General features: G+C 55.6%; 28 protein-coding genes. 21 read left to right on the top strand and 7 right to left on the bottom strand.

Annotated elements, in window-relative coordinates:
- Nucleotides 1–48: 48 nt before the first annotated feature.
- Nucleotides 49–681 (bottom strand): cAMP-activated global transcriptional regulator CRP, encoded by a 633-nt coding sequence (crp, locus tag ABEH87_RS12615; protein ID WP_000242758.1) that lies wholly within the window; start codon nucleotides 679–681, stop codon nucleotides 49–51.
- Between the two features lie 366 nt (nucleotides 682–1,047).
- On the opposite strand from crp, the gene ABEH87_RS12610 reads away from it, so the two are divergent.
- Complete coding sequence (locus ABEH87_RS12610; RefSeq protein WP_346576726.1) at nucleotides 1,048–1,455, top strand: OsmC family protein; 408 nt, start codon at nucleotides 1,048–1,050, stop codon at nucleotides 1,453–1,455.
- 150 nt (nucleotides 1,456–1,605) lie between these two features.
- Here the strand turns inward: ABEH87_RS12610 and ABEH87_RS12605 are convergent, their stop codons facing one another.
- The 3 genes from ABEH87_RS12605 to ABEH87_RS12595 all read right to left on the bottom strand — a co-directional run bounded on the left by ABEH87_RS12605 (nucleotide 1,606) and on the right by ABEH87_RS12595 (nucleotide 3,784).
- A complete protein-coding gene (locus ABEH87_RS12605) occupies nucleotides 1,606–2,475 on the bottom strand; it encodes a phosphoribulokinase (RefSeq protein WP_346576725.1) in 870 nt (289 codons plus the stop codon).
- Nucleotides 2,476–2,549: 74 nt separating this feature from the next.
- The gene (locus tag ABEH87_RS12600; protein ID WP_346576724.1) at nucleotides 2,550–2,768 is read right to left on the bottom strand and encodes a YheU family protein; all 219 of its coding nucleotides are present in this window, start codon (nucleotides 2,766–2,768) and stop codon (nucleotides 2,550–2,552) included.
- Nucleotides 2,765–3,784 carry a hydrolase gene (locus tag ABEH87_RS12595; protein ID WP_346576723.1) on the bottom strand — a complete coding sequence of 340 codons (1,020 nt, stop codon included), beginning with the start codon at nucleotides 3,782–3,784 and terminating at the stop codon, nucleotides 2,765–2,767. The genes ABEH87_RS12600 and ABEH87_RS12595 overlap by 4 nt, the downstream gene beginning before the upstream one ends.
- Nucleotides 3,785–3,844: 60 nt before the next feature.
- On the opposite strand from ABEH87_RS12595, the gene ABEH87_RS12590 reads away from it, so the two are divergent.
- From ABEH87_RS12590 to tauD, 5 genes are all read left to right on the top strand, one after another.
- A complete protein-coding gene (locus ABEH87_RS12590) occupies nucleotides 3,845–4,447 on the top strand; it encodes a LysE family translocator (RefSeq protein WP_346576722.1) in 603 nt (200 codons plus the stop codon).
- A gap of 312 nt (nucleotides 4,448–4,759) precedes the next feature.
- On the top strand, nucleotides 4,760–5,737 hold the full coding sequence (tauA, locus tag ABEH87_RS12585; RefSeq protein WP_346576721.1) for a taurine ABC transporter substrate-binding protein: 978 nt from the start codon (nucleotides 4,760–4,762) through the stop codon (nucleotides 5,735–5,737).
- A 14-nt stretch (nucleotides 5,738–5,751) separates the two neighbouring features.
- The gene (tauB, locus tag ABEH87_RS12580) at nucleotides 5,752–6,519 is read left to right on the top strand and encodes a taurine ABC transporter ATP-binding subunit (RefSeq protein ID WP_346576720.1); all 768 of its coding nucleotides are present in this window, start codon (nucleotides 5,752–5,754) and stop codon (nucleotides 6,517–6,519) included.
- Nucleotides 6,516–7,343: a taurine ABC transporter permease TauC gene (gene tauC, locus ABEH87_RS12575; protein WP_346576719.1), complete on the top strand. Its 828-nt coding sequence runs from the start codon at nucleotides 6,516–6,518 to the stop codon at nucleotides 7,341–7,343. Before tauB ends, tauC begins: the two co-directional genes overlap by 4 nt.
- Nucleotides 7,340–8,179 carry a taurine dioxygenase gene (gene tauD / locus ABEH87_RS12570; RefSeq protein ID WP_346576718.1) on the top strand — a complete coding sequence of 280 codons (840 nt, stop codon included), beginning with the start codon at nucleotides 7,340–7,342 and terminating at the stop codon, nucleotides 8,177–8,179. The genes tauC and tauD overlap by 4 nt, the downstream gene beginning before the upstream one ends.
- On the opposite strand, the gene ABEH87_RS12565 is transcribed toward tauD, so the two are convergent.
- Nucleotides 8,176–8,901: an NUDIX domain-containing protein gene (locus ABEH87_RS12565; RefSeq protein WP_346576717.1), complete on the bottom strand. Its 726-nt coding sequence runs from the start codon at nucleotides 8,899–8,901 to the stop codon at nucleotides 8,176–8,178. The two genes, tauD and ABEH87_RS12565, sit on opposite strands and share 4 nt — an antisense overlap.
- 212 nt (nucleotides 8,902–9,113) lie before the next feature.
- Here ABEH87_RS12565 and prs point away from each other — a divergent pair, with 212 nt between their 5' ends.
- Nucleotides 9,114–9,989 (top strand): ribose-phosphate diphosphokinase, encoded by an 876-nt coding sequence (gene prs, locus ABEH87_RS12560; protein WP_346576716.1) that lies wholly within the window; start codon nucleotides 9,114–9,116, stop codon nucleotides 9,987–9,989.
- Complete coding sequence (locus ABEH87_RS12555) at nucleotides 9,979–11,466, top strand: nicotinate phosphoribosyltransferase (protein ID WP_346576715.1); 1,488 nt, start codon at nucleotides 9,979–9,981, stop codon at nucleotides 11,464–11,466. Before prs ends, ABEH87_RS12555 begins: the two co-directional genes overlap by 11 nt.
- 56 nt (nucleotides 11,467–11,522) lie before the next feature.
- Here the strand turns inward: ABEH87_RS12555 and ABEH87_RS12550 are convergent, their stop codons facing one another.
- A complete protein-coding gene (locus ABEH87_RS12550) occupies nucleotides 11,523–13,424 on the bottom strand; it encodes an ABC transporter ATP-binding protein (RefSeq protein WP_346576714.1) in 1,902 nt (633 codons plus the stop codon).
- A gap of 125 nt (nucleotides 13,425–13,549) precedes the next feature.
- Between ABEH87_RS12550 and kefG the strand changes: the two genes are divergently transcribed.
- The 4 genes from kefG to slyD all read left to right on the top strand — a co-directional run bounded on the left by kefG (nucleotide 13,550) and on the right by slyD (nucleotide 16,940).
- Entirely contained in the window at nucleotides 13,550–14,101 is a 552-nt protein-coding gene (kefG, locus tag ABEH87_RS12545) for a glutathione-regulated potassium-efflux system ancillary protein KefG (RefSeq protein ID WP_346577134.1), read from the top strand.
- Entirely contained in the window at nucleotides 14,102–15,907 is a 1,806-nt protein-coding gene (gene kefB / locus ABEH87_RS12540) for a glutathione-regulated potassium-efflux system protein KefB (protein WP_346576713.1), read from the top strand. It begins immediately after the preceding gene.
- A 147-nt stretch (nucleotides 15,908–16,054) separates the two neighbouring features.
- Entirely contained in the window at nucleotides 16,055–16,249 is a 195-nt protein-coding gene (locus ABEH87_RS12535; RefSeq protein WP_346576712.1) for a YheV family putative zinc ribbon protein, read from the top strand.
- A gap of 136 nt (nucleotides 16,250–16,385) precedes the next feature.
- Nucleotides 16,386–16,940 (top strand): peptidylprolyl isomerase, encoded by a 555-nt coding sequence (gene slyD, locus ABEH87_RS12530; protein ID WP_346576711.1) that lies wholly within the window; start codon nucleotides 16,386–16,388, stop codon nucleotides 16,938–16,940.
- A 153-nt stretch (nucleotides 16,941–17,093) separates the two neighbouring features.
- Here the strand turns inward: slyD and ABEH87_RS12525 are convergent, their stop codons facing one another.
- On the bottom strand, nucleotides 17,094–17,312 hold the full coding sequence (locus tag ABEH87_RS12525; RefSeq protein WP_346576710.1) for a SlyX family protein: 219 nt from the start codon (nucleotides 17,310–17,312) through the stop codon (nucleotides 17,094–17,096).
- A gap of 290 nt (nucleotides 17,313–17,602) precedes the next feature.
- Here ABEH87_RS12525 and fkpA point away from each other — a divergent pair, with 290 nt between their 5' ends.
- From fkpA to ABEH87_RS12480, 9 genes are all read left to right on the top strand, one after another.
- Nucleotides 17,603–18,433, top strand: a complete 831-nt coding sequence (gene fkpA, locus ABEH87_RS12520) for an FKBP-type peptidyl-prolyl cis-trans isomerase (RefSeq protein WP_346576709.1) — start codon at nucleotides 17,603–17,605, stop codon at nucleotides 18,431–18,433.
- A gap of 201 nt (nucleotides 18,434–18,634) precedes the next feature.
- Nucleotides 18,635–19,357: a transcriptional regulator gene (locus ABEH87_RS12515; protein WP_346576708.1), complete on the top strand. Its 723-nt coding sequence runs from the start codon at nucleotides 18,635–18,637 to the stop codon at nucleotides 19,355–19,357.
- The gene (gene tusD / locus ABEH87_RS12510) at nucleotides 19,357–19,743 is read left to right on the top strand and encodes a sulfurtransferase complex subunit TusD (RefSeq protein ID WP_346576707.1); all 387 of its coding nucleotides are present in this window, start codon (nucleotides 19,357–19,359) and stop codon (nucleotides 19,741–19,743) included. The genes ABEH87_RS12515 and tusD overlap by 1 nt, the downstream gene beginning before the upstream one ends.
- Nucleotides 19,743–20,102: a sulfurtransferase complex subunit TusC gene (gene tusC / locus ABEH87_RS12505; RefSeq protein WP_346576706.1), complete on the top strand. Its 360-nt coding sequence runs from the start codon at nucleotides 19,743–19,745 to the stop codon at nucleotides 20,100–20,102. The genes tusD and tusC overlap by 1 nt, the downstream gene beginning before the upstream one ends.
- A gap of 7 nt (nucleotides 20,103–20,109) precedes the next feature.
- Nucleotides 20,110–20,397, top strand: a complete 288-nt coding sequence (gene tusB / locus ABEH87_RS12500; RefSeq protein ID WP_346576705.1) for a sulfurtransferase complex subunit TusB — start codon at nucleotides 20,110–20,112, stop codon at nucleotides 20,395–20,397.
- Between the two features lie 126 nt (nucleotides 20,398–20,523).
- Nucleotides 20,524–20,898 (top strand): 30S ribosomal protein S12, encoded by a 375-nt coding sequence (gene rpsL / locus ABEH87_RS12495; RefSeq protein WP_003852912.1) that lies wholly within the window; start codon nucleotides 20,524–20,526, stop codon nucleotides 20,896–20,898.
- Between the two features lie 96 nt (nucleotides 20,899–20,994).
- Nucleotides 20,995–21,465 (top strand): 30S ribosomal protein S7, encoded by a 471-nt coding sequence (rpsG, locus tag ABEH87_RS12490; RefSeq protein WP_004160604.1) that lies wholly within the window; start codon nucleotides 20,995–20,997, stop codon nucleotides 21,463–21,465.
- A gap of 93 nt (nucleotides 21,466–21,558) precedes the next feature.
- On the top strand, nucleotides 21,559–23,673 hold the full coding sequence (fusA, locus tag ABEH87_RS12485) for an elongation factor G (RefSeq protein ID WP_346576704.1): 2,115 nt from the start codon (nucleotides 21,559–21,561) through the stop codon (nucleotides 23,671–23,673).
- A 68-nt stretch (nucleotides 23,674–23,741) separates the two neighbouring features.
- A partial coding sequence (locus ABEH87_RS12480; protein WP_255887925.1) for a GTP-binding protein occupies nucleotides 23,742–24,078 on the top strand: 337 nt, incomplete at its 3' end.

Below are 24,078 nucleotides of genomic sequence, written 5' to 3'. Positions count from 1 at the left end.
CAAATAAAAACGGCGCGACAGGGCGTCGCGCCGTGGGGTCAGAGCCGGTTAACGTGTGCCGTAAACAACGATAGTTTTACCGTGTGCGGAGATCAGGTTCTGATCTTCCAGCATTTTCAGAATACGGCCAACGGTTTCGCGGGAACAGCCAACAATCTGGCCGATCTCCTGACGGGTGATTTTAATCTGCATACCATCCGGGTGAGTCATGGCATCAGGCTGCTTCGCCAGATTCAGTAACGTCTGGGCAATGCGCCCGGTAACGTCAAGGAAAGCTAAATTACCCACTTTCTCTGATGTGACCTGCAGTCGACGCGCCATTTGTGAAGACAGGCGCATCAGGATGTCAGGATTCACCTGAATCAACTGACGGAATTTTTTGTAGGAGATTTCAGCCACTTCACAGGCTGTTTTTGCACGTACCCACGCACTGCGCTCCTGACCTTCTTCAAAGAGGCCCAGTTCGCCAATAAAGTCGCCCTGGTTGAGGTAAGAGAGGATCATCTCTTTGCCTTCTTCATCCTTGATTAACACCGCTACAGAACCTTTAACGATGTAGTAGAGGGTTTCCGCCTTTTCACCCTGATGAATCAGCGTGCTTTTGGATGGATATTTGTGAATATGGCAATGTGACAGGAACCATTCGAGAGTAGGGTCTGTTTGCGGTTTGCCGAGAACCATTCGCTGTTATCCTCTGTTGTAATCGTGCCTAATCTACCCTGTATTCTACGTGCTGCAGCGGCGTCGCCGCTGGCCTGCTGCGCGAAATATTTAGGGTATCAGGGTATGAGTCCCTGCCAGGCGTTGAAATATTCAAGCGTTCCCATAGGAAATGATACGGGCCTCTGTTAAGAGCATGGCTCGTGCTGTCGTCCCGTTTTTACCTTGCATTCTCATGCCAGTAAAATATTGCAGCTTTGTTTGTAGCACAGCTTTACCAGACTGTCTTCTGTTGTCTCGCTTCAGCATAATTTGAAAAAGGGAGCATTGCCGTTTTTCCTGGCGCGGCGTACTCTGCGGTAACTGAATGAATTCGAGGATTTAGTTATGCAGGCACGTGTTAAATGGGTTGAAGGGCTGACATTTTTGGGAGAATCCTCATCTGGCCATCAGATTCTGATGGATGGAAACTCAGGGGATAAAGCACCCAGCCCGATGGAGATGGTGCTGATGGCGGCCGGAGGCTGTAGCGCCATTGATGTGGTCTCTATTTTACAAAAAGGCCGTCACGATGTGGCCGACTGTGAGGTGAAGTTAACGTCAGAGCGTCGTGAAGAGGCCCCGCGTATTTTCACCCATATCAATCTGCATTTTATCGTCAGCGGCAAAGCGCTGGGGGATAAGGCGGTGTCCCGCGCGGTCGATCTTTCCGCAGAGAAGTATTGCTCGGTGGCCATTATGCTGGGCAGCGGGGTGAAAATGACGCACAGCTACGAAGTCATTGAGCTGTCCTGATGACTGTCACTGGGGTTAATGCCGGTGCAGGCCTGGTGGAAAAGCGTCAGTAATCGCTGTGCTCTCGCTATCAGCGGAGATTTTTTCGACCTGATTGCGACATAGGGTATCAATGGCTGCACGTGAATATTTAATCCCACCTGGAGCCGCTCAGCCGATTTTCTTGCCTTCAATCAGATTTTTGACCAGCGGCCCCATAATCAGCTCCATCGCCAGCCCCATTTTGCCTCCCGGCACCACCAGCGTTTTAATATGAGAGATAAACGAGCCCTGTAACATCGACAGCAGGTAAGGGAAGTCGATATCTTCCAGCCCCTGGAAGTGGATCACCACGAAGCTTTCATCCAGAGAGGGGATACCGCGTGCGGCAAACGGGTTGGAGGTATCCACCGTCGGCACGCGCTGGAAGTTGATATGCGTGCGCGAGAACTGCGGGGTAATGAAGTTGATGTAATCCTCCATTGAGCGCACCACAGAGTCCATCACGGCTTCGCGCGAATGGCCACGCTCGCCGGTATCCCTCACCAGCTTCTGTATCCACTCCAGGTTGACGATTGGCACCACGCCGACCAGCAGGTCCACCTTTTCGGCTACGTTGTGCTGTGGCGTCATGACGCCGCCGTGCAGGCCTTCATAAAACAGTACGTCGGTCGGTTCCGGCAGGGGTTGCCACGGGGTAAATGTGCCCGGTACCTGATTCCACGGCACCGCTTCATCATAGGTGTGCAGATATTTGCGCGACTGGCCGGTGCCGCTGTGGCCATACTCGCTGAAGGTTTGTTCCAGCAGACCAAAGTCGTTGGCTTCCGGGCCAAAATAGCTGACGTGTTTGCCCATATCGCGCGCTTTACGGATCGCCATGTCCATTTCCGGCCGGGTAAAACGGTGAAAGCTGTCCCCTTCGACCTCGGCAGCGCGCAGGTTGAGCTGCTGGAAAATTTTTCTGAAGGCCAGGCTGGTGGTGGTGGTTCCCGCCCCGCTGGATCCTGTGACGGCGATAACCGGATGTTTGGCTGACATGGCTTACAACTCCCTGGAAAGGTCTGACGGACGGATCATTGGTACCATGTTTCGCCGGGCAAAGTCATCTCCGCTTATTCGCGAAACTGGCCACGCGGCATGATATTGACGGACTCATGCAGTTCGGACCAGACCAGCACCACCTCGCCGCTGCTCAGTTGGCGGCGAACATCGTCCACTTTCTGTTGCAGCGATCGCTCCTGTTCGCCGTAGTCAGTGCCCTCACGCAGCACAAAGGATTCAATCAGATTGTCGAGCGTTTCGTTATCAAGGTCTTTCCAGGGAATAATCATTCGTTGTCCAGCCAGGTTGCAAGCCATTGCGGAATACGCTGTTCCAGCCACATCTGTGGTTTACGCAGCGTGCCGCCTACAAAACCCACATGCCCGCCGTGCTGCGTCAGCTGATACTCAACGCCGGACGGCAGCAGGGCGATATCGGGGATCACTTCCGGGGTCATAAACGGGTCATCTTTAGCGTGAATAATCAGCAGCGGTTTACGCACGCCGGGTAACAGTGGCATGGCGCTACAGCGGCGATAGTAGTCGCTGGCGTCAGTAAAACCGTGCGCGCGGGCGGTGATGGCATCATCAAAGTCCCGCAGCAGGCGCAGGGATTTGAGCTGGGCGAGGTCGACCGGCAGCGTGCCCGGCCAGGCCTGTAATTTGCGGGCGGCATTCTGCTTCAGCAGATTAAGCAGGTAGCGCTGGTAGACGCGGGAAAACCCCTGCTCAAGCCGCTGGCTGCACGGTTCCAGCATCAGCGGTGCCGAAACCACGACGCCGGCATCCAGCAGGCAGTCTTCGCCCTGTTTGCCCATCAGGCAGGCCAGCATATTCCCCCCGAGCGAGATCCCCACTGCGGCGGTGGGCACCTGGCCCCATTCGTCACGCAGCCACTGCAAAAAGTAGCTGGCGTCCTCCGTCTCGCCCGAATGATAAATGCGGTTCAGCCGGTTCGGTTCGCCGCTGCAACCGCGAAAGTGCATCACCACTCCCAGCCAGCCCCGATCTTTCCACGCCTGCAGCAGGCCGTGTGCATAAGGGCTGTTAAAGCTGCCTTCCAGCCCGTGAAACAGCACCACGCGCGGTTTATCGCGGGCACCTGCCGGGTCTTCGCTCCACGCCAGATCAACGAAGTCGCTGTCGGGCAGGGTCAGGCGCTGCCAGTGCGGGCGCAGCGTAATGCGGCGGCGCACCAGACGCGGCAGAAGGGTTTGCAGATGCGGATTGCTGCCCCCGGCCAGCGGACGGAAAACGCTGTCGTTCAGGTGACTAAAATTCATGTGGTCAGAGCTTGTAGGATCCATGGCTCACTGTTAGCTTCGTCGGATTAGTTATTTTTCAGGGGGGCGAGGAGCACCCGTTCTATGGAACTGAGTCTGTTTTTGTCAATGCTGGGCTTTCTCTGGGTCGCCGCCATCACGCCAGGCCCTAATAATATGTTACTCACCGCCTCTGGTGCTAATTTTGGTTTTCTGCGCTCTCTGATGCTGCTGATTGGCATCATGATCGGGATGCAGGTCATGCTGCTGATGGTCGCCTTTGGCGTCGGTGGTCTGATTCTTCTTTACCCCTCGCTTCACCTGTTCCTGAAAATTGCCGGTAGCGTCTATCTGCTGTGGCTGGCGTGGAAAATTGGCAGCGCGGAATATGAAAAGCTGGAGACAGGCAGTGCGCCGGCGGCACCGATGCCATTCTGGCAGGGGGGGCTGTTGCAGCTGATTAACCCGAAAGCCTGGCTGATGGCGCTCGGTGCCGTGGCCAGCTTCAGTCTGGCGGGCGAGGCGTATAAAGGTTCGGTGATCGCCATCAGTATCGGTATGGCGCTGGTCAACCTGGTGTCCGGTGTGATCTGGTTAGGTTTTGGCACGCTGATTGGCCGCATCCTGCGCAGCCGCCGCGCCTGGACCATTTTCAACGTGTTTATGGGGTTGCTGACGGCGGCATGCGTGCTGCTGATCTGGCACTGATCCCTGGCGTTATTCCCACACATTTTTTCTCGCTATACGACCGGCTGGCCTCATCCCCGCAGGGAGTGTGCTCGCTGTGGGCTTAAAACTGCCACGGCATATCATGCGATCGTAGGGCCCGACCTTCTGTTTCGGTCGGGCCAGGATGATTGCCCCTGCGTGTCACATTAAATCCGCTTTTCAGCTAACCAATCCACAATTCCTCCTAAGCAGTTTTTGCTATAAAAAAGAATTTTTAATTACTTTATAGAAATAGTCGCGCCCGGTTACAAAGGAGGTGTTCACCCATAACAATAAATTCCGGAGCGGGCTATGGCGGGTAAATTCAGGCTTTCAATTCTTGCGGCAGCGTTATCACTGACGGCACTCAGCGTTCAGGCGGTGGATGTCACCGTCGCTTATCAGACCTCGGCCGAACCGGCAAAGGTGGCCCAGGCCGACGATACCTTTGCTAAGGAGAGCGGGGCGAAAGTCGACTGGCGTAAATTTGACAGCGGTTCCAGCGTGCTGCGGGCGCTGGCGTCCGGCGATGTGCAGATCGGCAACATCGGCTCCAGCCCGCTGGCGGTCGCGGCCAGTCAAAAGCTGCCGGTTGAAGTGTTTCTGCTGGCTTCCCAACTGGGGAACTCTGAAGCGCTGGTGGTCAAAAAAGAGATTAAAGACCCGAAGGACCTGATCGGTAAACGTATCGCCGTGCCGTTTATCTCCACCACGCACTACAGCCTGCTGGCTTCCCTCAAGCACTGGGGCATTAAGCCGGGCCAGGTACAAATCATTAACTTACAGCCCCCGGCGATTCTGGCCGCCTGGCAGCGCGGTGATATCGATGGTGCCTACGTCTGGGCTCCGGCGGTTAATCAACTGGAGAAAGACGGTAAGGTGCTGACCGATTCCGCCCAAGTGGGCAAATGGGGATCGCCAACGCTGGATGTCTGGGTAGTGCGTAAAGATTTCGCCCAACAGCACCCGGATGTGGTGACCGCCTTTGCCCGCAGTGCGCTGGAGGCGCAGAAAGCCTATCTCGATAACCCACAGCAGTGGCTGAAACAGGAAGATAACCTCAGCAAGCTGTCCCGCTTCAGCGGCGTGCCGAATGCTGATGTGCCGGGGCTGGTGCAGGGGAATACCTATCTGACGGCGCAGCAGCAGGTGGCGCAGCTCAACGGTCCGGTCAATAAGGCGATTGTCGATACGGCACAGTTCCTGAAAGAGCAGGGCAAAGTACCGGCGGTTGAAACCGACTACAGCAGCTACGTTACCGATCGCTTTGTAAAACCTCTCGCACACTAACCGGAGCCGGGATCATGTTGTCAGTCTCTCATCTTCGCGCCAGCTATGCAGGACAGCTGGCTTTACAGGATATCAACCTGTCGATCGGCAACGGAGAGCTGGTGGTGGTTCTGGGGCCGTCGGGCTGTGGCAAGACCACGCTGCTCAACCTGATTGCCGGGTTTATCCCGGCGGAGGGCGGCAGCATTACGCTGGACGGTCAGCCGGTGACCGGGCCGGGAGCCGACCGTGGCGTGGTCTTTCAGCATGAAGGGCTGCTGCCGTGGCGCACAGTGCTGGATAACGTCGCGTTTGGGCTACAGCTGGCAGGGATGGAAAAGAAGGCCCGTCGGGCAGTGGCAGGACAGATGCTGAAAAAGGTCGGACTGGCGGGCGCAGAGAAGCGCTATATCTGGCAGCTTTCCGGGGGGATGCGCCAGCGGGTGGGTATTGCCCGTGCGCTGGCGGCTGACCCGCGTCTGCTGCTGCTGGATGAACCCTTCGGGGCGCTGGATGCGTTTACCCGTGAACAGATGCAGGAGCTGCTGCTGACGTTATGGCGCGACAGCGGCAAGCAGATTCTGTTGATCACTCACGATATAGAAGAGGCGGTGTTTCTCGCCAGCGAGCTGATCCTGCTGTCGCCGGGGCCGGGACGCATTGTCGAGCGGCTGTCGCTCGACTTTGGCCGCCGTTACGCCGCAGGAGAAGCCTGCCGGGCGATTAAGTCCGATCCGGCCTTTATTGAGCGACGCGAATATGTGCTTGGACGGGTCTTTCAGCAGCGTGAGGTATTTGCATGAGTTCACTGATTAACGAAAAAAGCCCGGAGCGCCGCCTGAGGCTGCGCTGGCCGCTGTCGCGCCAGCTGACGCTCAGCTTTGCCACGCTGCTGGTGTTGCTGGCGGTGTGGTGGGCGATAGCCGCGTTACAGCTGATTACCCCACTGTTTTTACCTCCGCCGCAGCAGGTGTTACACCAGCTGCTGACTATCGCCAGCCCGGCCGGGTTTATGGATGCCACGCTGTGGCAGCATCTGGCTGCCAGCCTGACGCGTATTGTGATTGCGCTGCTGGCCGCCACGGCGATTGGCGTTCCGGTCGGCATTCTTATGGGGCTGAATGAGACCGTGCGCGGCATGCTTGACCCGCTGATCGAGCTGTATCGCCCGGTGCCACCGCTGGCCTACCTGCCGCTGATGGTGATCTGGTTTGGCATCGGCGAGACGTCAAAAATTTTACTCATTTACCTGGCGATTTTTGCCCCGATTGCGATGTCTGCCATGGCCGGGGTGAAAAGCGCTCAGCAGGTGCGCCTGCGTGCGGCGCGCTCGCTGGGTGCCAGCCGCTGGCAGGTGCTGTGGTATGTGGTGCTGCCCGGTGCCCTGCCGGAGATCCTGACCGGTATTCGTATTGGCCTTGGCGTCGGCTGGTCGACGCTGGTGGCCGCTGAACTGATTGCCGCTACCCGTGGACTGGGTTTTATGGTGCAGTCCGCCGGAGAGTTTCTGGCCACCGATGTGGTGCTGGCCGGGATTGCGGTGATTGCCCTGATAGCCTTTGCGCTGGAGCTGGGGCTACGCGCCTTACAGCGCCGTCTGACCCCCTGGCATGGAGTACAACAATGAACGAACGTATTAAAATTCAGGCGCTCGGCCCCTGGATCGGTGCCCTTGTCAGCGATCTCGACCTGACCCGCCCGTTAAGCGACGCCCAGTTTGAGCAGCTCTATCATGCCCTGATCCGGCACCAGGTGCTGTTCCTGCGCGATCAGCCGCTGACCCCGCAGCAGCAGCGTCAGCTGGCGGCACGCTTTGGCGATCTGCACATTCACCCGGTTTATCCACATGCGCCGGGCGTGGAGGAGATCATCGTGCTGGACACTCACGATGATAATCCACCGGATAACGACAACTGGCATACCGACGTGACGTTTATTGAAACGCCGCCTGCCGGGGCGATCCTCACCGCGCAGCTGCTGCCGGAGACCGGAGGCGACACGCTGTGGGCCAGTGGAATTGCGGCTTATCAGGCATTGTCTGAGCCGCTTCAGGGGATGCTGAGCGGTTTACAGGCCGAGCATGACTTCAGGAAGTCGTTCCAGGAGTATAAATATCGCGGCAGCGAAGAGGAGCATCAGCGCTGGCAGCAGGCGGTGGCGAAGAATCCACCGGTATTACACCCGGTGATCCGGACTCATCCGGTCAGCGGTAAGAAGGCGCTGTTCGTCAACGAGGGCTTTACCACGCGTATTGTCGGGCTGAAAGAGAAGGAGAGCGAGGCGCTGCTGAACTTCCTGTTCGACCACGTGAAGAAACCGGACTTCCAGGTGCGCTGGCGCTGGCAGGTGGGCGATGTGGCGATCTGGGATAACCGCGTGACGCAGCATTATGCCAATGCCGATTATCTGCCGCAGCGCCGCATCATGCATCGGGCGACGATATTAGGGGATAAGCCGTTTTAAACGTCACTCATCAGGTTGCGCGAGAAATGATGAATATCGGCGCCGGGTTTAAGGCGATACAGCTTCGCTTTGCGGGCGCCGGTCGCCACGCTTTTCCCGGTTTCCTCAAACATCTCTGATGCTTCAAAGCGGCGTATCAGACTTTTACGCTGTACCGGACGGTCAAGGATGGTCTCGGTCACGTCCTGTAACTGGGTCAGGGTAAAGGCGGCGGGCAGGCAGTAGACCGGCAGCAGGGAGTAGAGCGTTTTCTGCCGCAGCCGCTGCAGCGCTTCAGCAATAATCAACTGGTGGTCAAAGGCGATATCGCCGCGCTGCGCCAGCCCGGCCAGCGGCTGCCACCGGGCGTCGCTGACGTCATCGCTTTCTGGCAGACAGTCTTCTGCGGCAATCAGTGCGAACCACGCGGTGGTCAGGCTCCAGCCGCGCGGGTCGCGGTCCGGTCCGGAAAAGGTAGCCAACTGTTCCAGCCACGGTGGATTAACCGTGGTTTTTTCGCGCAGCTTGCGCAGCGCGGTAGCGCGCGTTGAAAGGTCCTGCTGCACGTCAATGAATCCTCCGGGTAACCCCCACCAGCCGCGCTGCGGGTGATTGGCTCGCTTAACTAACAGTACACACAGCTCGTCCTGCCACAGGGTAAACAGCACGCTGTCAACGGTGACAATCGGTGAGGCGTAGCGTGTGGCGTCGTACTGCGCCAGATACTCGTGTTCGGATGACATAGCTATTTTCCTGCAAGAAGTGTCGCTCGGACACATTAGCATGTTCACATCATCGGTTCAATCGCGACAGCTTTCCGTAAGGATTAATCATTAATATAATCAATGGATTGAATTTATTTTCACCATCAGGCGATCTTTTTCTTGTGAAATAGTGTCTCTTGGACAATTATATAGTTGTCCTTGTGACACTAACCAGGTAAATGGAGCGGGTGATGATGAAACTGCAATTAACACTTGATGGTCAGGATGTCGCGCTGGAAAGCGGACGTTTCCCTGACGGAGCGGTCTGGGGGCGTGTTTTAGCGCCGTTAAACCCACAGGCCGAAACGCTGACGCTGCGTGCCACAGCGCTACAGACGCTCGACGATCTGATGCTGGTGGCACAGGTGCTTGATGCGGTACGCCAGCGCTGCCTGCTGCGTCAGGCCACGCTTGAACTGCCGTGGCTGCCCTATGCCCGTCAGGACCGCACTATGCGTGAAGGCGACAGTTTTGCCCTGAAGGTGTTTGCCGGTTTTCTCAATCAGTTACGCTTCGATCGCGTAGTGGTTCTTGACCCGCACAGCGATGTGGCCGCTGGCGTGGTTGACCGTATGGTCGCTATTCCCCAGCATACCTGCCTGGCGCAGAGCCGCACACTGATGGCCGAACTGGCGCAGGGCATGATGCTGATTGCCCCTGATGCCGGCGCACTGAAGAAGATACATGCTCTGGCGCAGCAGGTGAAGGCACAGGAGTACGGTATTCTGGGCAAACACCGTGATATTGCCAGCGGCGCACTGAGTGGTTTCGAACTGCTGAAGGGCGACGTTGCCGGCCGTGATGTCCTGATCGCCGACGATCTGTGCGATGCCGGAGGCACCTTTATCGGCTCTGCGGCGGTGTTACGCGCTGCCGGAGCGCGCTCGGTCAGCCTGTATGTGACGCACGGCCTGTTCAGTAAAGGCGTTGACACTCTGCTGAGCCAGGGCATTGACCGCATCTGGACGACCAGCTCGCTGGCCGGGCCTGAGCAGGCGCAGGATCGTGTTGAACTGATTGATATCGAAACCATTTACCGCAGTGAAGGAGCAACTCATGCAAATTAATCCGATTATGGCTATCGACGGCTACAAAACCACACACCGTGAGCAGTACCCGCTGGGCACTAACCGGGTTTACTCTAACTTCACGCCGCGTGGAAACCGTTATTTTCATTCGCCGCTGGCGGATGACTCGCTGGTGTTCTTTGGCCTGCAGGGCTTTTTACAGTGGTTTATGGTCGATCTGTTTAACGACAAATTCTTCGCTCAGCCGGAAGAGCAGGTGGTGGGTGAGTACCAGCAGCTGATGGACAGCTACCTGGGCAAAGATAGCGTCAGCGTTGAGCACATCCGTGCACTGCATCGCCTGGGCTACCTGCCGCTGGAGATCAAAAGCCTGGATGAAGGCAGCAAAGTGCCGATGAAGATCCCGGTACTGACCATTACCAATACCGTCGATGAGTTCTTCTGGCTGGTGAATTACCTGGAGAGCGTGATGTCGGCGGAGCTGTGGAAGTCGTCGACCAATGCCACCGTGGCGCACCACTATCGCCAGATTTGCCAGCGCTGGGCAGAACGCACCTGTGACGAGATGGCGCACATCGATTTTCAGTGCCACGACTTTTCGTTCCGCGGCATGTCCGGGCTGCATGATGCTGCCCAGTCCGGCGTTGGCCACCTGCTGAGTTTCACCGGCACCGACAGCCTGCCGTCGATCCTCTATGCACAGCAGTACTACACGCCTGCGGAAGGCACTTTTATCGCCGGCAGTATTCCTGCCACCGAGCACAGCGTCATGTGCATGGGGGAAGAGCAGGGCGAGATCGCCACCTTCCGTCGCCTGCTGACGGAGCTGTATCCGGCCGGGTTTGTGTCGGTCGTTTCTGATACCTGGGACTACTGGAAGGTACTGACCGAATACAGCCGCGAGCTGAAGCCAGAAATCATGGCGCGCGAAGGCCGTCTGGTCTTCCGCCCGGACAGCGGCGACCCGGTGGCAATCCTCTGCGGCAGCGGCGATGATGCGGATCGCGATCCGGCGCGCAGCGCCGGGCAGAAAGGATCGGTGGAAGTGCTGTGGGAGATTTTTGGCGGCACGATCAATGCGAAAGGCTACAAGGTGCTGGATCCGCATGTTGGCCTGATTTACGGCGATTCGATTACCCTCGATCGGGCGAATGAGATCCTCAGCCGTCTGGAGGCAAAAGGCTTTGCCAGCAGCAACGTAGTGTTTGGCGTGGGGTCTTACACCTACCAGTACAACACGCGTGACACCTTCGGCTTTGCGATGAAGGCGACCTACGGTGAAGTGAACGGCGTCGGGCGTGAGATCTTCAAACAGCCAAAAACGGACAACGGCATGAAAAACTCTGCGCGTGGGCTGCTGCGGGTGGAGAAAGATGATCAAGGGAAATATCGTCTGCTGGACGGTCAGAGCTGGCAGCAGGAGCAGGGCGGAGAGCTGAAAACCCGTTTCCTGAATGGCAAACTGCACAATCTTGAAGATTTGACCGCGCTGCGCCAGCGCCTGGCGGCGCAATAACCTGAGAAGAAAGGGGTGGGTCATAGGGGCGGATCGATAATCCGCCCCGCCTTTATTCAGGCGTTCATGATGGATTCTAATTCTTCCTGTGCGTCCAGCCACGCCATTTCACACTCTTCTAATGCTGACTTCGCCGTTGCCTGCTGCTGCAGCGCAGCGGTCAGGTCGGCTTTACGACTCTGTTCGTAAATCGCACTGTCAGACAGTTTACCTTCCGCATCGGCCAGCTCAGCGTTGTGCTTCTCCATCTGCTTTTCCAGTTTCTCGATCTGCTTACGCAGTGGCTGAGTCTGGGTGCGCAGTTCGGCGTCACGGCGTTTCTGGTCTTTACGCGCCTGGGCGCTGTTGGCGCTGTCGGCTTTCGGGGCCGCATCGGCGCTGGTTTGCCGTTGCTGATCGCTCAGCCACTGCTGGTAATCTTCGAGGTCACCCTCAAAGGCTTCGACTTTGCCATCGTGTACCAGATAGAGATCGTCCGTGGTTGAGCGCAGCAGGTGACGGTCGTGCGACACGACAACCAGCGCCCCTTCGAAGTCAATCAGCGCTTCGGTCAGGGCCTGGCGCATATCAAGGTCAAGGTGGTTAGTCGGTTCATCCAGCAGCAGCAGGTTCGGGCGCTGCCAGACGACCAGCGCCAGCACCAGGCGCGCTTTTTCTCCACCGGAGAAACGGCGGGTCTCTTCGCTGACTTTATCGCCCTGGAAGCCAAAACCGCCGAGGTAATCGCGCAGCTGCTGTTCCAGCACTTTCGGTGCCAGGCGCACCAGATGCTGGAGGGGCGACTCATCGGCGCGCAGAAACTCCAGCTGATGCTGGGCGAAGTAGCCAAGCTTAATGCCTTTGGCCAGCCCGATATCACCCTGCAGCGGCGCAAGCTCACCGGCCAGCAGCTTGATCAGCGTTGATTTACCGGCACCGTTGCGCCCCAGCAGTCCGATGCGCGAGCCGGGTACGAGGTTAAGTTTGATTGAGTTGAGGATCTTTCTGTCGCCATAGCCTGCGCTGACTTTTTCCATCTTCAGCAGCGGATTTGGCAGGCTTTCCGGTTCGCGGAAGCTAAAGGTGAACGGGTTATCAACGTGAGCCGGGGCGATCAGCTCCATGCGTTCCAGCGTTTTGATGCGGCTCTGCGCCTGCTTCGCCTTGCTGGCCTTCGCCTTAAAGCGGTCGATAAAACTTTGCAGGTGCGCGACCTTCTGCTGCTGATGTTCAAACATTGACTGCTGCTGCGAAAGCTTGGTGGCGCGCTGGATTTCGAATGAGCTGTAGTTACCGGTGTACTCGAAGATCGACTGCTGCTCGATATGCAGGATTTTATCGACCACCGGGTCAAGGAAGTCGCGGTCGTGCGAAATCAGGATCAGCGTACCGCTGTAGCTTTTCAGCCAGCGCTCCAGCCAGATCACCGCATCGAGATCGAGGTGGTTGGTCGGTTCGTCAAGCAGCAGCAGGTCAGAGCGGCAGATCAGCGCCTGCGCAAGGTTAAGGCGCATACGCCAGCCGCCGGAAAAGTCGCTGACCGGGCGCTGTAGCTGTTCCTGAGTGAAACCGAGGCCGTCAAGCAGGCTGGCGGCGCGGGACTGAATGGTCCACGCCTGAACCGCATCCAGCTTGCCGTGCAGCGTCGCGATGGCATGACCGTCATTAATTTCATTAGCGTGGGCTAATTCAGACTCCAGCTGACGAAATTCGCGGTCACCGTCTATAACATACTCAATGGCGGGAACGTCCAGCGCCGGGGTCTCCTGATTAACCCACGCCAGTGACCAGTTACCGGGATAGCTGAAGCTGCCGGCATCGGCGCTTATCTCGTTTTTCAGCAGGGCCAGCAGCGTCGATTTGCCGCAGCCGTTTTTGCCCACCAGTCCGACTTTCTGACCGGGATTGATGGTAGCGGTGGCGTTGTCCAGCAGTACGCGGACACCGCGACGAATTTGTAACGAGGAGAATACAATCATAAGCGCCGTAAGTTCAGAGTATGTTAAATTACACCATCATAATCAGTTTTTCGGAATCCACAGTTCCGTTGCGTCGAGCATGGTAGCGGAAATCTCCCGCCGTGACGACGATTTGGAGGGGAATGATGTCGCAGCCGCCTAAAGTCCTGCTGTTGTATGCCCATCCGGAGTCTCAGGACTCGATTGCTAATCGCGTTTTGTTGCAGCCGGCCCGTCATCTTGAGCATGTGACGGTGCACGACCTGTATGCACACTATCCGGATTTTTTTATTGATATTCATCGTGAGCAGCAGCTGCTGCGTGAACACGACATCATTGTTTTCCAACACCCCCTTTACACATACAGCTGCCCCGCGCTGCTGAAAGAGTGGCTGGATCGCGTGCTGTCGCGCGGCTTCGCCAGTGGGCCAGGCGGTAATATGCTGGAAGGCAAATACTGGCGCAGCGTGATCACCACCGGTGAGCCGGAGGCGGCCTACCATCAGGAAGGGCTGAACCGCTACCCGATGTCGGACATTATGCGACCTTTCGAACTGACGGCACAGATGTGCAATATGCACTGGATGACGCCAATGATTATCTACTGGGCACGTCGCCAGTCGGCAGACGTGATGAAAAATTATGCCCGCGCCTACGGCGACTGGCTGGCAAACCCGTTGCCGCATGGAGGAGTTTAGATGGAAGGTCAAAGCCTCCTGACCGCAGGGGTGGTGTATCTGTTTGCGGCGGTGATTGCGGTGCCCATTGCAGCACGTCTGGGTATCGGTGCCGTATTAGGTTACCTGCTGGCGGGGATTGCTATCGGTCCGTGGGGGCTGGGTTTCATCAGCGATGTGGATGAGATCCTGCACTTCTCCGAGCTGGGCGTGGTGTTCCTGATGTTTATCATCGGACTTGAACTGAAACCCTCCAAGCTGTGGGAACTCCGGCGTTCGATATTTGGCGTGGGTGCGGCCCAGGTGATCCTCAGTGCGCTGGTGCTGGGCGGGCTGCTGTGGCTGACCGATTTCTCCTGGCAGGCGGCAATTATTGGCGGGATTGGCCTGGCGATGTCATCAACGGCAATGGCACTTCAGCTGATGCGCGACAAGGCGATGAACCGCAATGAGTCCGGCCAGCTGGGCTTTTCCGTGCTGCTGTTCCAGGACCTGGCGGTCATTCCGGCGCTGGCGCTGGTGCCGCTGCTGGCCGGGGGCGACAGCGGTCATACCGACTGGATGAAAGTGGGGATGAAGGTGCTGGCATTTGGCGGCATGCTGGTTGGCGGTCGTTATCTGCTGCGACCGATTTTTCGCTTTATTGCCGCGTCCGGCGTGCGCGAAGTGTTTACCGCAGCCGCGCTGCTGCTGGTGCTCGGTTCGGCGCTGTTTATGGATGCGCTGGGGCTGTCGATGGCGCTCGGCACCTTTATTGCGGGCATTTTGCTGGCTGAAAGTGAGTATCGTCACGAGCTGGAAATTGCCATCGATCCATTTAAAGGGCTGCTGCTGGGACTGTTCTTTATTTCCGTTGGCATGGCGCTTAACCTCGGTGTGCTCTATACCCATATTATTGAGATCCTCGCCGGGGTGGTGATTCTGGTGGCGGTGAAAGTGGCGGTGCTGTATCTGCTGTCGCGCATTTACGGCCTGCGCAGTTCGGAACGATTGCAGTTTTCAACGGTACTCAGCCAGGGCGGTGAGTTTGCCTTCGTGCTGTTTTCGGCGGCGGCTACGGCGAAGCTGTTCAGTGGCGATCAGATGCCGCTGCTGCTGGTAACGGTGACGCTGTCGATGATGACCACGCCGCTGCTGATGCAGGGTGTGGATAAAATCCTAGAGCGTCGCTTTAACGAAGTGGACGACAGCGAGGAAAAACCCTTCGTAGAAGACGATAAGCCTCAGGTGATCGTTGTCGGTTTTGGCCGTTTCGGCCAGGTGGTGGCGCGTCTGTTGATGGCCAATGAAAAACGCATTACGGTACTGGAGCGCGATATCAGCGCGGTCAGCCTGATGCGTAAATATGGTTACAAAGTGTATTACGGTGATGCCACCGAACTGGAGCTTTTACGGGCTGCCGGGGCAGAAACGGCGCAGTCGATCGTGATAACCTGTAACGGGCCGGAAGATGCGATGGAAATCGTACATCTGTGTCAGCATCACTTCCCGCATCTGCAGATCCTGGCGCGTGCCCGTGGTCGCGTTGAGGCACACGAACTGTTGCAGGCCGGCGTCACGCAGTTCTCACGTGAAACCTTCAGCAGTGCGCTGGAACTGGGGCGTAAAACACTGATGACGCTGGGTATGCACCCACATCAGGCGTTCCGCGCTCAGCAACATTTCCGCCGTCTGGATATGCGTATGCTGCGTGAGCTGATGCCGAACCATAGTGACAGCCAGCAGATTTCAAGAGTGAAAGAGGCCCGGCGCGAGCTGGAAGATATTTTCCAGGCCGAAATGCAGCATGAGAAGCGGCAGTATGATGGCTGGGACGAGGCAGATTGATGATATCTACCGGCCAGGCGACCCTTATTCCGGTTGCCGCGCCTCCGGCATAACCTGACTTGTAGGGGCGACCTTCTTTTTATGTCGCCCCGCTTCTGGTGAACGGGCGGAGCGAAAAAAGGCTCCGCCCCTACAAATGGAAACCCAATGCGTAAACGTTTTATCGCTGGCGCGACCTGTCCGAAGTGCCAGGCAAAAGATACCCTCGCCCTGTGGCGGGAAAATAATATCGATGTCGTAGAGTGCGTGAAGTGCGGCCATCAGATGCGCGAAGCCGATAAGCAGGCGCGCGAGCAGGTTCGCCCCCACGAACAGGTCATCGGGATTTTCCACCCGAAGTAACCTGGCGGTTCAGCTTTTTTTCAGTTGTTCCGTACAGCCGCATTGAAATTCGATACAATCGTCGCCACTTAGAGCACCTGGCTGGCAATGACAGTCTGTGAATCAGTGCTCAAGCTCTCAACGGTTAGGAGTAATCATGAAAGTAGCAAAAGACCTCGTGGTCAGCCTGGCATACCAGGTACGTACAGAAGACGGTGTGTTGGTTGATGAGTCTCCGGTGAGTGCACCGCTGGACTACCTGCACGGTCATGGTTCCCTGATCTCCGGGCTGGAAAAAGCGCTGGAAGATCATGTGGTCGGCGATAAGTTTGACGTGAAGATTGAGTCAAACGACGCGTACGGTGCCTACGACGACAATCTGGTACAGCGCGTACCTAAAGACGTATTTATGGGCGTTGACGAACTGCAGGTAGGCATGCGCTTCCTGGCAGAAACCGATCAGGGCCCGGTACCGGTAGAGATCACCGAAGTGGAAGATGAGCACGTTGTGGTTGATGGTAACCACATGCTGGCTGGTCAGAACCTGAGCTTCAATGTTGAAGTTATCGCTATCCGCGAAGCAACAGAAGAAGAGCTGGCTCACGGCCACGTTCACGGCGCTGACGGCCATCACCACGACCATGACCACGATCACGACCATGACCACGGTCAGGGTGGTTGCGGGACTGGCGGCTGCGGCTGCAGCCACTGATTGATGAATGTGTAAGGGCGGACCGCTTTTTGGATTCGCCTGTCGTAGGGGGCGACCGGAAAGAAAGGTCGCCCCCTACGAGTCAGAGGCCACCTTCGGGTGGCCTTTTTGTTTTTGGTACTTGCGGCGGCTCAGACATGCCTCACGCGGGGGTCAGTAATGCGGAGGTGGGGTTTCTTCGGACTGATCGGCCATCAGCGAGGGCGCAGCGGCCTTCAGCTTATCCGTCAGCAGGCGCATCTGCTCACGCAGTCGGGCCATCTCCAGTTCGTGCTGCACAACGGTGTGGTTCAGTTCGTCGATGGTATGCTCCTGAAACGCCAGCTTACTCTCCATTATCTCCAGCCGTTGCTCCAGCGGTGATTGTTGCATTCTGTTTCCTCTTGTTACTACCTGCCCTTCATACGGGCTCGCGAATTGTCCGATTCTAACGGTAAAATGCAGGCAGAAGTAAGCGTTATGGCGTAAATTGGCCGCCAGAGGTTGAAAAGTCGTGGCGTTGCCACCATCCCTGTGTTGAAACTTTCGGATAATCACGCGGTCGGAAGTTAACTTCGAGTTTTCATGGTGTGATTGTTTTGTCGTCACGCCCCCGGTTATATTACAGGCCGCAGGTCTGCACACGATTTCCGAGGTGAGATGCTTCGGTTTTGGAGAAATGGATGAAATCATTGTTTAAAGTTACATTGTTAGCTACCACTATGGCTGTTGCGCTGAACGCACCGTTGGCAATGTCTGCCGATGCCGTTCCGGTTAAGCCAACAGCTCAGCAGCAGGCACCGAAAAATGCCGCCTTTAAAAATGACGACCAGCAGTCAGCGTATGCGCTGGGCGCGTCTTTAGGTCGCTACATGGAAAACTCCCTGAAGGAGCAGGAAAAACTGGGTATCGCACTGGATAAAGACCAGCTGATCGCGGGTGTTCAGGATGCGTTTGCCGGTAAGAGCAAGCTCTCTGACAAAGAAATTGAACAAACCCTGCAATCTTTCGAAGGTCGTGTGAAAGGTGCAGCACAGGCGAAGATGGAAAAAGACGCGAAAGAGAACACCGCTAAAGGTGAGGCTTACGCGACTAAATTCGCTAAAGAAAAAGGCGTGAAGAAAACAGAATCTGGCCTGCTCTACCAGGTAGAGAAAGAAGGGACAGGCGATTCGCCTAAAGACAGCGACACCGTGGTAGTTAACTACAAAGGTACGCTGATTGACGGTACTGAATTCGACAACTCATACACTCGCGGTGAGCCGCTGTCATTCCGCCTGGATGGTGTGATCCCAGGCTGGACTGAAGGGCTGAAGCACGTGAAGAAAGGCGGCAAGATCAAGTTAGTGATCCCACCGAACCTGGCTTACGGTAAAAATGGCGTTCCGGGCATTCCGGCTAACTCCACCCTGGTATTTGATGTTGAGCTGCTTGACATCAAACCAGCGGCGAAAGCGGATAACGATGCAGAGCAGGCCGCCCCGGCCGCTGCTGACGCGAAAGCCAAAAAATAGTATGACTATCGCCACCTCCGGGTGGCGTTTTTTTTCCGCCTTACCCACTGTTTCTGCACCTTTTTTGCGCCATGTTGTATTTAACGACAAAGGGCGGGACACGCCTTTCCCATATTTGCTAGACTAGCCCGCGCGCAATTAATAAGAATGAGTCTGCCCTGGCGCCGTGTGACAGGCTCTTGTCAAAGGGTGGTGTCGTTCATGTCAAATTCACTTTTCTCCGGTGATGTTGCGGATTCGGAGCTGCTGGAGCAGCACCCCTTTACGCCCGGTGATTTCGAAATTCTAAAATCTTACGAAGCCGTTGTTGATGGCCTCGCGATGCTGATTGGCTCGCATTGCGAGATCGTTCTGCACTCGCTGGAAGACCTGAAGTGCTCGGCGGTACGTATTGCCAACGGTGAGCATACCGGCCGTAAAATCGGCTCGCCGATTACCGATCTTGCCCTGCGCATGCTGCATGATATGACCGGGGCAGACAGCAATGTGTCGAAAGCCTATTTCACGCGTGCCAAAAGCGGCGTGCTGATGAAATCGGTCACTATTGCCATCCGCAACCGCGATCAGCGTGTGATTGGCCTGCTGTGCATCAATATGAACCTCGACGTGCCGTTTTCGCAGATCATGGCGACGTTTATGCCGCCTGAAACGCAGGAAGTGGCCTCATCCGTCAATTTTGCGTCTTCGGTTGAAGACCTGGTGATGCAGACGCTGGAGTTTACTATCGAGGAAGTCAGCGCCGACCGTAACGTCTCCAATAATGCGAAAAATCGCCAGATTGTGCTTAACATGTATGAGAAGGGGATTTTCGACATTAAAGATGCCATCAATCAGGTGGCTGAGCGCCTCAATATTTCTAAGCACACGGTGTACCTCTATATTCGCCAGTTCAAGAATGGCGACTTCCATGGGCATGATAAGTAATGCGTTTTTGCCTGATGGTTACCGGTCCAGCTTATGGCACGCAGCAGGCCAGCAGCGCCTGGCTGTTTGCCAGTGCGCTTATTGAGCAGGGGCACACCCTTGATAGCGTCTTTTTCTATCGTGAGGGTGTGCTGAATGCCAGCCTGTTGACGGCGCCCGCCAGCGATGAGTTTGATCTCACCCGCAGCTGGCAGCAGCTTCATAACCAACAGGGCGTAGCCCTGAATATCTGCGTGGCAGCGGCTCTGCGTCGGGGAATTACGGACCGCGAGGAAGCCGCTCATCTCGGCCTGCCTGCGGCTAATCTGGCTGATGGCTTTCAGCTTGCCGGATTAGGGGCGCTGGCTGAAGCGGCACTGAGCTGCGACCGCATGGTGCAGTTCTGATGACGCGTATTGCTTTTGTCTTCACCCAGGGGCCCCACGGCTCCAGTGCGGGCCGGGAAGGGCTGGATGCGGTGCTGGCCACTTCCGCTCTGACTGATGAAGTGGCGCTATTTTTTATCAGTGATGGCGTGCTGCAGCTGACGAACGGTCAACAACCCCAGCAGATTCTGGCGCGTAACTACATCGCCACTTTTGGCGTGCTGCCGCTGTATGACGTTGATCGCTGCTATATTTGTGCGGCGGCCCTCGCTGAACGGGGTATTGCTGCGGATGCCGGTCGGGTTCTGGCGGCAGAGGTGCTGGCACCGACAGCGCTCCGTGCCATGCTCAATAACTACGACCGGGTGATGACCTTCTGAGGAACCCATGCTGCATACCCTGATGACCTCACCATTCCGCTGTGATCTGCCTGCTCTGCTGCGTCTTGTCGCTGAAGGGGATGACGTGCTGCTGCTGCAGGATGGTGTCATTGCCGCACTAGAGGGTAGTCTGGCACTTGAAGCGCTGCTAAATGCCCCCATCTCTGTCTATGTGCTGCAGGAAGATCTTGATGCGCGTGGGCTTGCTGCTCAAATTTCATCCAAAGTGACCGTGGTAGGCTATACTGGTTTTGTTAAGCTGGCGGTCAGTCATACACAACAAATGACCTGGTAAGTACGGTAATCCTGGTTATTTCTTGACTCTTTTTCAGCCCAGCCCTAAAATTCTGCGGCCTCGTGATTCCGCGAGGCGATTTATTACGTGTTTACGAAGCAAAAGCTAAATCCCAGGAGCTATTTAATGGCAACAGTTAACCAGCTGGTTCGCAAACCACGCGTACGCAAAGTTGCAAAGAGCAACGTGCCTGCGCTGGAAGCCTGCCCGCAGAAACGTGGTGTATGTACTCGTGTATACACTACTACCCCTAAAAAACCGAACTCCGCACTGCGTAAAGTATGTCGTGTTCGTTTAACCAACGGTTTTGAAGTTACCTCCTACATCGGCGGTGAAGGTCATAACCTGCAGGAACACTCCGTGATCCTGATCCGTGGCGGTCGTGTAAAAGACTTGCCAGGTGTGCGTTACCACACCGTCCGTGGCGCGCTGGACTGCTCAGGTGTTAAAGACCGTAAGCAGGCTCGCTCCAAGTACGGCGTGAAGAAGCCAAAGGCTTAATGGTTCTCCGTTAAGTAAGGCCAAACGTTTTATCTTAAATGTCATAATAAACTCGTAGAGTTTTGGACAATCCTGAATTAACAACGGAGTATTTCCATGCCACGTCGTCGCGTCATTGGTCAGCGTAAAATTCTGCCAGATCCTAAGTTCGGATCAGAGCTGCTGGCCAAATTTGTAAATATCCTGATGGTAGATGGTAAAAAATCTACTGCTGAAACTATCGTTTATAACGCGCTGGAGACCCTGGCTCAGCGTTCTGGTAAAAACGAGCTGGAAGCATTCGAAGTAGCCCTGGACAACGTCCGCCCAACCGTGGAAGTTAAATCCCGTCGCGTTGGTGGTTCTACTTATCAGGTACCAGTTGAAGTCCGTCCGGTTCGTCGTAATGCTCTGGCAATGCGTTGGATCGTTGAAGCTGCTCGTAAACGCGGTGATAAATCTATGGCTCTGCGCCTGGCGAACGAACTTTCTGATGCTGCAGAAAACAAAGGCACTGCAGTGAAGAAACGTGAAGACGTTCACCGTATGGCCGAAGCCAACAAGGCGTTCGCTCACTACCGCTGGTAACAGCTCTGTAGTTGTTATAAACCCAGCGGGCGTCCCAGTGACTCACCTGCTGGGCTTTTTTAACTTAGAACGTCTAAGAATCAGAGGAATCAAATGGCTCGTAAAACACCCATTGAGCGCTACCGTAACATTGGTATCAGCGCGCACATCGACGCCGGTAAGACGACCACTACCGAACGTGTTCTGTTCTACACCGGTGTAAACCACAAAATCGGTGAAGTACATGACGGCGCAGCCACCATGGACTGGATGGAGCAGGAACAGGAACGTGGTATCACCATCACTTCCGCTGCGACCACCTGTTTCTGGTCTGGTATGGCTAAGCAGTTCGAGCCACACCACGTAAACATCATCGACACCCCAGGACACGTAGACTTCACCATCGAAGTTGAACGTTCTATGCGTGTGCTTGATGGCGCAGTAATGGTTTACTGTGCAGTTGGTGGCGTTCAGCCACAGTCTGAGACCGTATGGCGCCAGGCTAACAAATATAAAGTTCCACGCATCGCGTTCGTTAACAAAATGGACCGCATGGGTGCTAACTTCCTGAAAGTTGTTGATCAGATGAAATCGCGTCTGGGTGCAAACCCGGTGCCATTGCAGCTGGCTATCGGCGCTGAAGAGAAATTCACCGGTGTTGTTGACCTGGTGAAAATGAAAGCGATCAACTGGAATGAAGCCGATCAGGGCGTCACCTTCGAATACGAAGAGATTCCAGCTGATATGCAGGAACTGGCTGAAGAATGGCGTGCCAAGCTGGTTGAAGCCGCAGCTGAAGGTTCTGACGAACTGATGGAGAAATTCTTTGGCGGCGAAGAGCTGACTGAAGAAGAGATCAAAGAGTCTCTGCGTAAGCGCGTTCTGAACAACGACATCATTCTGGTCACCTGTGGTTCTGCATTTAAGAACAAAGGTGTTCAGGCGATGCTGGATGCGGTAGTTGAATACCTGCCAGCACCGACTGACGTTACCGCTATTAACGGTATGTTGGACGATGGTAAAGACACTCCGGCTGTTCGTCACTCAGACGACAACGAGCCGTTTGCTGCTCTGGCGTTCAAAATCGCTACCGACCCATTCGTGGGTAACCTGACCTTCTTCCGCGTCTACTCTGGCGTTGTGAACTCAGGTGATACCGTGTTCAACCCGGTTAAATCTGCTCGTGAGCGTCTGGGCCGTATCGTACAGATGCACGCCAACAAGCGTGAAGAGATCAAAGAAGTTCGTGCAGGCGACATCGCTGCAGCTATCGGTCTGAAAGACGTGACCACCGGTGACACTCTGTGTGACCCGGACAACGTTATCATTCTGGAGCGCATGGAGTTCCCAGAGCCGGTAATCTCTATCGCCGTTGAACCAAAAACCAAAGCTGACCAGGAAAAAATGGGTCTGGCTCTGGGTCGTCTGGCTAAAGAGGATCCATCATTCCGCGTTTGGACTGATGAAGAAACTAACCAGACTATCATCGCTGGTATGGGTGAGCTGCACCTCGACATCATCGTTGACCGCATGAAGCGTGAATTCAACGTTGAAGCGAACGTCGGTAAACCTCAGGTTGCTTACCGTGAAGCGATTCGCGCGAAAGTTACCGATATCGAAGGTAAACACGCCAAGCAGTCTGGTGGTCGTGGTCAGTACGGTCATGTTGTTATCGACATGTACCCACTGGAGCCGGGCGTTAACCCTAAAGGTTATGAGTTCGTCAACGATATCAAAGGCGGCGTGATTCCTGGTGAATACATCCCTGCTGTTGATAAAGGTATCCAGGAGCAGCTGAAATCAGGTCCTCTGGCTGGTTATCCAGTTGTTGATCTGGGTGTTCGTCTGCACTTTGGTTCTTACCATGACGTTGACTCCTCAGAGCTGGCGTTTAAACTGGCTGCTTCTATCGCGTTCAAAGACGGCTTTAAGAAAGCAACGCCAGTTCTGCTTGAGCCGATCATGAAGGTTGAAGTAGAGACTCCGGAAGAGAACACCGGTGACGTTATCGGTGACCTTAGCCGTCGTCGTGGTATGCTGAAAGGACAAGAATCTAACGCTACCGGCGTTCAGATTCATGCGGAAGTTCCGCTGTCTGAGATGTTCGGATACGCGACCCAGTTGCGTTCTCTGACTAAAGGCCGTGCTTCGTACTCCATGGAGTTCCTGAAGTATGATGATGCGCCGAACAACGTCGCTCAGGCCGTAATTGAAGCTCGTAGCAAATAAGCTACAGTTTAAATATTGATCCTATGCTCTCACCAAAGGGTGAGAGCATTAAAGTAAGGAATATCGTCGTGGCTAAAGAGAAATTTGAACGTTCCAAACCGCACGTCAACGTAGGTACTATCGGCCACGTTGACCACGGTAAAACTACCCTGACTGCTGCTATCACCACCGTTCTGGCTAAAACCTACGGCGGTTCTGCTCGTGCATTCGACCAGATCGATAACGCACCAGAAGAAAAAGCACGTGGTATCACCATCAACACTTCACACGTTGAATATGACACCCCAACTCGCCACTACGCGCACGTTGACTGCCCAGGCCACGCCGACTATGTGAAAAACATGATCACCGGTGCTGCTCAGATGGACGGCGCTATCCTGGTTGTTGCTGCGACTGACGGCCCAA

The sequence above is a fragment of the Erwinia sp. Eh17-17 genome (assembly GCF_039675725.1).
Lineage (GTDB): Bacteria > Pseudomonadota > Gammaproteobacteria > Enterobacterales > Enterobacteriaceae > Erwinia.
The sequence above is the reverse complement of the archived record's forward strand: the minus strand, read 5'-3'. Positions and strand labels throughout refer to the sequence as shown.